This is a genomic window from Bradyrhizobium sp. 142 (genome assembly GCF_023074015.1).
Lineage (GTDB): Bacteria > Pseudomonadota > Alphaproteobacteria > Rhizobiales > Xanthobacteraceae > Bradyrhizobium.
The window spans coordinates 1-6469 of sequence record NZ_JADPKQ010000453.1 but is presented as its reverse complement, the minus strand read 5'-3'; the positions used below and the strand labels follow the sequence as shown (position 1 = coordinate 6469).

Annotated in this window: 5 protein-coding genes and 2 pseudogenes; 3 read left to right on the top strand and 4 right to left on the bottom strand. The window is 61.2% G+C overall.

Annotated features, from left to right (window positions below):
- Positions 1-424: 424 nt before the first annotated feature.
- A pseudogene (locus tag IVA82_RS41415) lies at positions 425-631 on the bottom strand (IS5/IS1182 family transposase); the annotation flags it as partial.
- Positions 632-1367: 736 nt separating this feature from the next.
- Positions 1368-2780: a pyridoxal-dependent decarboxylase gene (locus tag IVA82_RS41410; RefSeq protein WP_247391576.1), complete on the bottom strand. Its 1413-nt coding sequence runs from the start codon at positions 2778-2780 to the stop codon at positions 1368-1370.
- 101 nt (positions 2781-2881) lie between these two features.
- On the opposite strand from IVA82_RS41410, the gene IVA82_RS41405 reads away from it, so the two are divergent.
- The gene (locus IVA82_RS41405) at positions 2882-3454 is read left to right on the top strand and encodes an Ada metal-binding domain-containing protein (protein WP_247391578.1); all 573 of its coding nucleotides are present in this window, start codon (positions 2882-2884) and stop codon (positions 3452-3454) included.
- Between the two features lie 155 nt (positions 3455-3609).
- On the opposite strand, the gene IVA82_RS41400 is transcribed toward IVA82_RS41405, so the two are convergent.
- Positions 3610-4653: a medium chain dehydrogenase/reductase family protein gene (locus IVA82_RS41400; protein ID WP_247391579.1), complete on the bottom strand. Its 1044-nt coding sequence runs from the start codon at positions 4651-4653 to the stop codon at positions 3610-3612.
- 147 nt (positions 4654-4800) lie between these two features.
- Here IVA82_RS41400 and IVA82_RS41395 point away from each other — a divergent pair.
- Together IVA82_RS41395 and IVA82_RS41390 are read left to right on the top strand one after the other, a co-directional pair.
- Positions 4801-4950 (top strand): annotated as a pseudogene (locus IVA82_RS41395) (IS5/IS1182 family transposase); the annotation flags it as partial.
- Positions 4951-5392: 442 nt separating this feature from the next.
- A complete protein-coding gene (locus IVA82_RS41390; RefSeq protein ID WP_247391581.1) occupies positions 5393-5572 on the top strand; it encodes a hypothetical protein in 180 nt (59 codons plus the stop codon).
- Positions 5573-5787: 215 nt separating this feature from the next.
- Here the strand turns inward: IVA82_RS41390 and IVA82_RS41385 are convergent, their stop codons facing one another.
- Positions 5788-6042, bottom strand: coding sequence for a PQQ-binding-like beta-propeller repeat protein (locus tag IVA82_RS41385; protein WP_247493878.1), 255 nt, complete (start codon positions 6040-6042; stop codon positions 5788-5790).
- Between the last annotated feature and the right edge of the window lie 427 nt (positions 6043-6469).

Here is a 6469-nt window from a genome sequence, read left to right as displayed (position 1 = left end):
GGCGCGCATGAGCCAGTAGAAGCGCCGCACTCGGATTGCAACAACGGGTGCCAATCCACGCCTCGCTCGACACGCTGACGGCGCTATTGAGGCGCGCGGGCGAATCCTTCAGGTCCGTCCCCGTTCCGGCTGCTAACACTAGGCTGGGATTCCCGATCGTGGGAGCTCGAGCTTTTCCATATGTCCGCCGCTCGGTGCAAAACAGCGGTTTGTGCGGTCTGGAAATCCGCGATAGCCGCCCTACTGCGCTGGCGGGCGGGTGCCGTTAGCCGGTCGCCCGGAGCAACGCTCGTCGAGACAACGCGTCTCTCCGAGGCCTCGGCACGTTATCGTTCTCAGTTGCTCTTTTCCGCGAACAGCCGTTCGGAAACGTCATCGACTCGGAAGTCGGGTGGAAGATCAGCGGCCTCGGCATAGAGGACAAGATCCCGGATTGACGGATTGCCCGGGACGCCTCGACATCCATTATGATGCCGAACTTGATGTCGATAAGGTAATTGTCGGCGTAAGCGAAGAATGCAGCGTTGCGCAGAGCGCCAGTCCATTGCGCGGCAGGGTCGGAGGGCGCGATAAACTTCGGCACGACATCGGTCGCACGCCCCCATGCTGGATAGTCCTGTACAGCGCGCCTTGCCCCCGTCGGGTCGATATCGTGGCTCCATTTATCGCCCGGCATCGAGCGGCACTTGTTGGCGTCTGCGGCGAGAGGCGATCGCTATTTACGCAGCCTGTTCACGGCGGGCGCACTTGCCGTGATCCGGTATGCCAAGATCCATGGCACGGGCCATCGGCCCTGGCTCACTGCGTTATTGGCACGGCGCCCCACCAAGGTCGCAGCCATCGCATTCGCCAATAAGTTCGCCAGGATGGCATGGGCGATGACGGCCAGGAACGAACACCGTACAAGGAACCCGTCGCTCTTACGGCGTGAACGAGATCACAGCCGGTCATCCGGGTGTGACGTAACGGTTGGAAGGACGAACAGCACTCATGCAGCGCCGGTCGATCCGGCGATCAGGACAACCCACATGGGCTATGGCATCTTCGAATGCGTGCTTTTGATCGGACCTGATCCGCGGAGGGCATTATGGCCAGCGGTCATGAGTACCGCACAAGAAGGCCGAACACATGGCTGCTCCGACCAACGCCGCAAGTGAAGATTCTCCTTGCCAACCCGGAGCCGTCCACACATGGCGCCATTGCGCTGGTCGGCACACGCAGCGACATGTCTGAAGCGAGAGGTAGAGCGGAAGTCGTCCCGCTAAGTGGCCGACCGCCGCCTTTGACCCTGAGCAGCCACTGAATTGGCCGCGATCTCAGCATAAGGGATAGACGTCTGGGCCACGGATGATCTTGGAAACCCACTCTCACGCTGAAAGCATGCGCTCTGCGGCTCTGACGGCACGCTCGACGTCGTCCTCGTTGGTAAGCCAGTTGCAAACTGAAATGCGCATACAGCGCTTCCCGCGCCAAGTTGTGCCACCGAAGAACGCCTCGCCAGTCGTCACAATGCGCGAAATCGTTTCATCTGTCCGGCGATCGTGATCCTGTTCTGTGGCACCGGACCGTGCATCGAGGAAGCGCACAAGACCCTGGTTGATCGTAGGCTCCTGGACCATTTCCGCTCCGGGCAGGCCGCCGATGCGAATTACCAGTGCGCGCGCATGAGCGCACGTGCGTTCAACCAGCTCGGCAATGCCCGATCGGCCCAACTGCCGCAGCGCGGCGTATGTTGGCACGGCCCGACCACGTCGCGACCATTCAGGGTTCCAGTCGATCTGGTCGCGAGCGTCGCCCACGAACATCGTATAGCTCGTGCGATGCGAGAAAGCGGCGCGATGCGCCTCTGGATCAGCTATAAAGGCGTAACCGCAGTCGAATGGCGTATTGAGCCATTTGTGACCGTCATTGGTCCATGAGTCTGCCAATTCGACACCTCGTAACAGATGCCGATGCTTTGGGCTCGCCGCCGCCCAGAGACCAAAGGCGCCATCCACGTGCACCCAGGCGTGATATTTGCGAGCGATCGGAATCAGTTCAGCAAAAAGGTCGAAAGCGCCGATATTCAAATCACCAGCTAGCAGCAGCACGATTGTGGGTTGCCGAGGATTGGCTGCGAGTGCCTCCGCCAACGTTTCAGGTTTGAGCCTGCCGGACTCGTCGCAGGGCAGCGCTACGAGAGCGCTCTTGCCAATCCCCAGAATTCGAACGGCTCGCTCGATCGAACCATGTCGTTCGCTGCTCGTGAGAACGCGGATCGCGGGCGCGCCAGCAAGACCTTGCTCTTCAACATTCCATGCAACCTCCTTCAAAAGCCGATGGCGGGCGGCTGCAAGGCAGGTCACATGCGCCATCTGGGTTCCGGTGACGAAGGCAAAACTCGCAGTGTGCGGCAAACCGAACAGATCTTTCAGCCAAGCTCCGGCGATTTCCTCAATAACGGCCACGGCCGGTCCACAGGCATGAATGGCGGCATTTTGATCCCAGGTCGACGTCAGCCAATCCGCCGCGAGCGCGGCCGGCATTGTTCCACCAATGACCCATCCAAAGAAGCGGCCGCTGGTGCTGCCAATGATACCGCCTTCAGTGTCACGCACCAGCTCGTTGATCACCTGGACCGGGTCAAGGCCGGCATGGGGCAGCGGGCGATCGAACCGCTCCCGAAGCTGTGTCAGGTCCACCGTGGTGCCAACCGGCCGATCGTTCGCACTGCACAAATGTTCCAGCGCGTGTCCAAGTGCACACTCCAGAGCAGGTTTGAAAGCGTCTTTGTGTGTCATCGGCGACCTCTGGTTAACGTCATTTTGTATCCACATAATGCTGGCGGTGGCTCCAGGCTCGCCGGAATCGGACTCCGTCGTCCCGCCATCGGGAGGTCAGAATGCTTGATCCCAAGGAGTGCGAACGCGCTCGCATCACGCGAGATCGTCGTTACGACGGGTACTTTTTCACGGGCGTCAAGACGACAAAGATCTATTGCCGGCCGGTTTGCCCGGTTCGACCGGCGAAGGCGAGCAACGTAAGTTTCTATGCCTCGGCAGCAGCGGCAGAAGCGGCAGGCTTTCGACCCTGCTTGCGGTGCCGTCCCGAGACCGCGCCGTTTTCGCCGGCATGGAAGGGTTCGCGAACAACAGTTGATCGTGCACTCCGACTCATCGTCAGCGGTGCCCTCGACGCGTGTAGCGTCGAAGATTTGGCGGAGCGTCTCGGGATCGGAACGCGACACCTCAGTAGGCTCTTTCAGCGGCATCTCGGAGCGAGCCCCATTCAGGTGGCCCAAACGACCCGGTTGCAAAGAGCAAAACGGTTGCTCGAGCAAACCGAGCTATCGATGGCAGAGATCGCCATGCGCTCCGGCTTTGGCAGCCTCCGCCGTTTCAATGCTGTTTTCGTGGAAGTCTATCAGCGTCGGCCGACCCAGATACGGAGCATCAAAAACGCTCGGCCGAGGTGACTTCAACCGGTACGGAGAGCACGAGGCTGCGTCGAAAGGACTTCCGCAATTGGCCCATCAGCATTTTGACCCAAGTCGGAAGTTGACTGTCGCAGACTTTCGTCACACAGCGAGCGGTGAGAAGACGACGTCAGGATCTGCAAGGGGCGCCCCTATCAGGCGGCACGCTGGTCGCATCGCGATGGGATATCCGGGCACAGCACGAGCTTGCCTTCGAGACCGCCGGCTTCGAGGCGTCGGTGCGCTTCAGCAACTTCATCCAGCGCGATCCGCTCAGCGACGCGCGGCTGAATGGCGCCACTGGCCGACAGAGCGAACAGGCGCTTGAGGTCCTCTATAAACCATGCAGGATGTTGCAATCGCATTGCGTTAATAGAGTAGAAGAACGCCCGCCTGCCGCCAGGCAGCCACCTCCAGAGATACAGGCGCGCGATCCACATCAGCATGGTGAGCATGCGTTGCTGATCCTGCACGCCCGCCGAGTAGCCATAGGCGCAGAGCAGACCGCCGGGCTTGAGCGCCGCGAACGAGCGGCGATAGCCGTCCTCCCCGATGCCATCGAACACGACGTCAAAGCCGCCCGGCAGGAAATGTGCGAAGTCTTCGCGCTGGTAATCGATTGGAGTAGCCCCGAGCTCGCGGATCAGGGCGGTGTTTCTCCCGTGGGCACAGCCCCACAACTCGAGCCCCGCCATGCTGCCGAGTACGAGCAGCGCCTGACCGACTGCACCGGCAGCTCCATGCACCAGTACGCGCTTTGCCCGCTGCACCTGCGCAGCGCGGTGCAGGAGTTGGTACGCAGTCATCCAGCTCAGGACCAGCGTCGCGGCCTCTGCCGCATCGACGCCCGCCGGCACCGGGGTCAAGTAGCTCGCCTGGAGCGTGCGATAGGCAGCATTCGATCCGAGCACCGTCATGTCGGCCACACGGTCTCCAAGCTGAAATCGGCTCACGCCATTGCCGAGCTGATCGATTTCCCCGATCACATCGTAGCCCATTACAAGCGGTGGACGACGGGACGCCGTTTGCGGGTAGAGATGGCGTCGGATCAACGTGTCGGTGTACTCAACACCGGAGGCGAGCACCCGGACCCGCACCTCGCCCTGACCAGCCGTCGGTAGGAGAGCCTCGACGACTTCCAGCTCCTCCGGACCGCCGTAGCGCCGGAGTTGAACAACGCGGTTGCGCGGCTCGATCACCTGAGATCCCTGCAATCTCACATTCTAACTAAGCATGCCAGAAGTACTGAACTGGAAAGTTGATTCGGATCAATTCCGCTCTTGGCCCTCGCTATGTGAAAACGTCGTGTCTGCTATGATTCCCGCACTGAATCGGCGGGGCTGGGCATGAGGCGCTTCGTTCAAGGGGCTGATCGCGGGCAATCGACTTTGTTGCCGGAATGCCTGGATGACTGGGTTTTAGAGGACAATCCGGTTCGCGTGATCGACGCCTTCGTTGCGGCCCTCGATCTTGCTGAACTTGGGTTCGGTGGCGTTACCGGCGGCGGACCTGCGACTGGGTCAAGGTGAAGAACCGGGCGCACCGGCCTTCATCCGCGTGATGGACCAGTTCTGAGGCGCCTGAGGTGCCTGAGGCGATCGACGCAATAGCGGCGCTCCAGGAAGGCGCGGGCATTCTTGACGAAACGCTCCGTCGACGTTGGATTGTACATGGTAGCGCGAAGCGCTCGGGCGGCAAATACCTTGGCAATGTCTGGCGAACAGCCCCGACCGATCGCGCGAATGCGGCAATCGTTTGTTTTCTGGTCAGCGTGGAGCGCTCGCCAGCCTTGCATGGGATTTGCGGAACATTTGCTCGCGGCCCGGCATTTGCCGTTGTGTCGTCGGGTTCGACTTTGACCGACCACGCGATCCGGACAGCTCCCAGCTCAGACCAGCCCCGAGCTGGGAGCACCCCAACAATGAGTACGAGGAAAGCATGGCGAAGGCCAAGAAGGCGATGCGGCGCGAATACACCAAGGACGACGTGAAGGCGCTCAAGGCGCACTCGAAGGCCAGGACACCGATCGGCAAGATCTCCAAGCAGTTGAAGCGGACGGTCCCCGCACTAAGGGCGAAGGCCCACCAGCTCGGCATCGGCCTCGGTCACCAGCGCTGACGCGCCGGCCGAGGGGCACGAGACTAAGCGCGAAGCGCTCGCCGCCCGCTGGCACGTTTGAGCCGACAAACATGACATTCAGCTCGCCGTTCGGCCAGCGTCTCTCGCACAAGGAGGCAGCCCGATAAGATCGCGCGCCCGGCAATCAGCGTTGACCGGGCAGGGCCAGGATGGCTATCCAGCCGGACCGCGATCAGTCAAAACGATCGGGTCCTTCATTCCGCGGCGACGGCAACGTACTGGGTCCCGCCGATCATGTAGGTCATTATGCCCCCGCCGATCGGGTCGCCTAGATTCCTTTTCAGGAGCAACTCACCCGTGGCAGCATCGAAAGCTAGGAAGTTACTATTCCGGTGCGTGGCGCCGGTCAGCAGTACGCCGCCCGCAGTCGGAGTGAGCGCCGCCACCACTGGCGTGTCCGTGTCGTACTTCCAGACCACGTTGCCGCTATCGGCATCAACAGCGGTTATGTGCCCAAATCGCTCCGGATCCTGCTCGCCAAAGCCGTTGGCTGAGCCGATGAAAGGCTTCGGCGGCTCGTGCTTGAGGGTGTCCGGAGCTGCGAGCTTGAGGGTCGTTCCCCAATCAATGGTGGGGACGAACAGGCTATTCAGCGGCGGCGAAAAGGACGGACCGTACCATTGGTTCCACCTTGCATCCCGGGAAGGAAGCGAGTTCCTGCGGCGGTCAGCGGTGCGTCGACGTTCTCGATCCTGGTAACTGGCAGCTAAAAGAAAACGTCACGTAAGTCACGGCTCAGTGCGTACAAATAGCCATTCTTGCCTGCCACGGCGCTGCTTGGCGATAATCACCCGCGCCACGAACGGTGCCAGAACCCGCGACACCGCCATACTGTTGGCGGTCGCTTCGACCACCACCTCATCGCTGGCCAGCAGG

What these genes read in the sequence shown, in the direction of transcription:
- IVA82_RS41410 (WP_247391576.1), bottom strand. Translation starts at nt 2,780, where the DNA reads ATGACACACAAAGACGCTTTCAAACCTGCTCTGGAGTGTGCACTTGGA.
- IVA82_RS41405 (WP_247391578.1), top strand. Translation starts at nt 2,882, where the DNA reads ATGCTTGATCCCAAGGAGTGCGAACGCGCTCGCATCACGCGAGATCGT.
- IVA82_RS41390 (WP_247391581.1), top strand. Translation starts at nt 5,393, where the DNA reads ATGGCGAAGGCCAAGAAGGCGATGCGGCGCGAATACACCAAGGACGAC.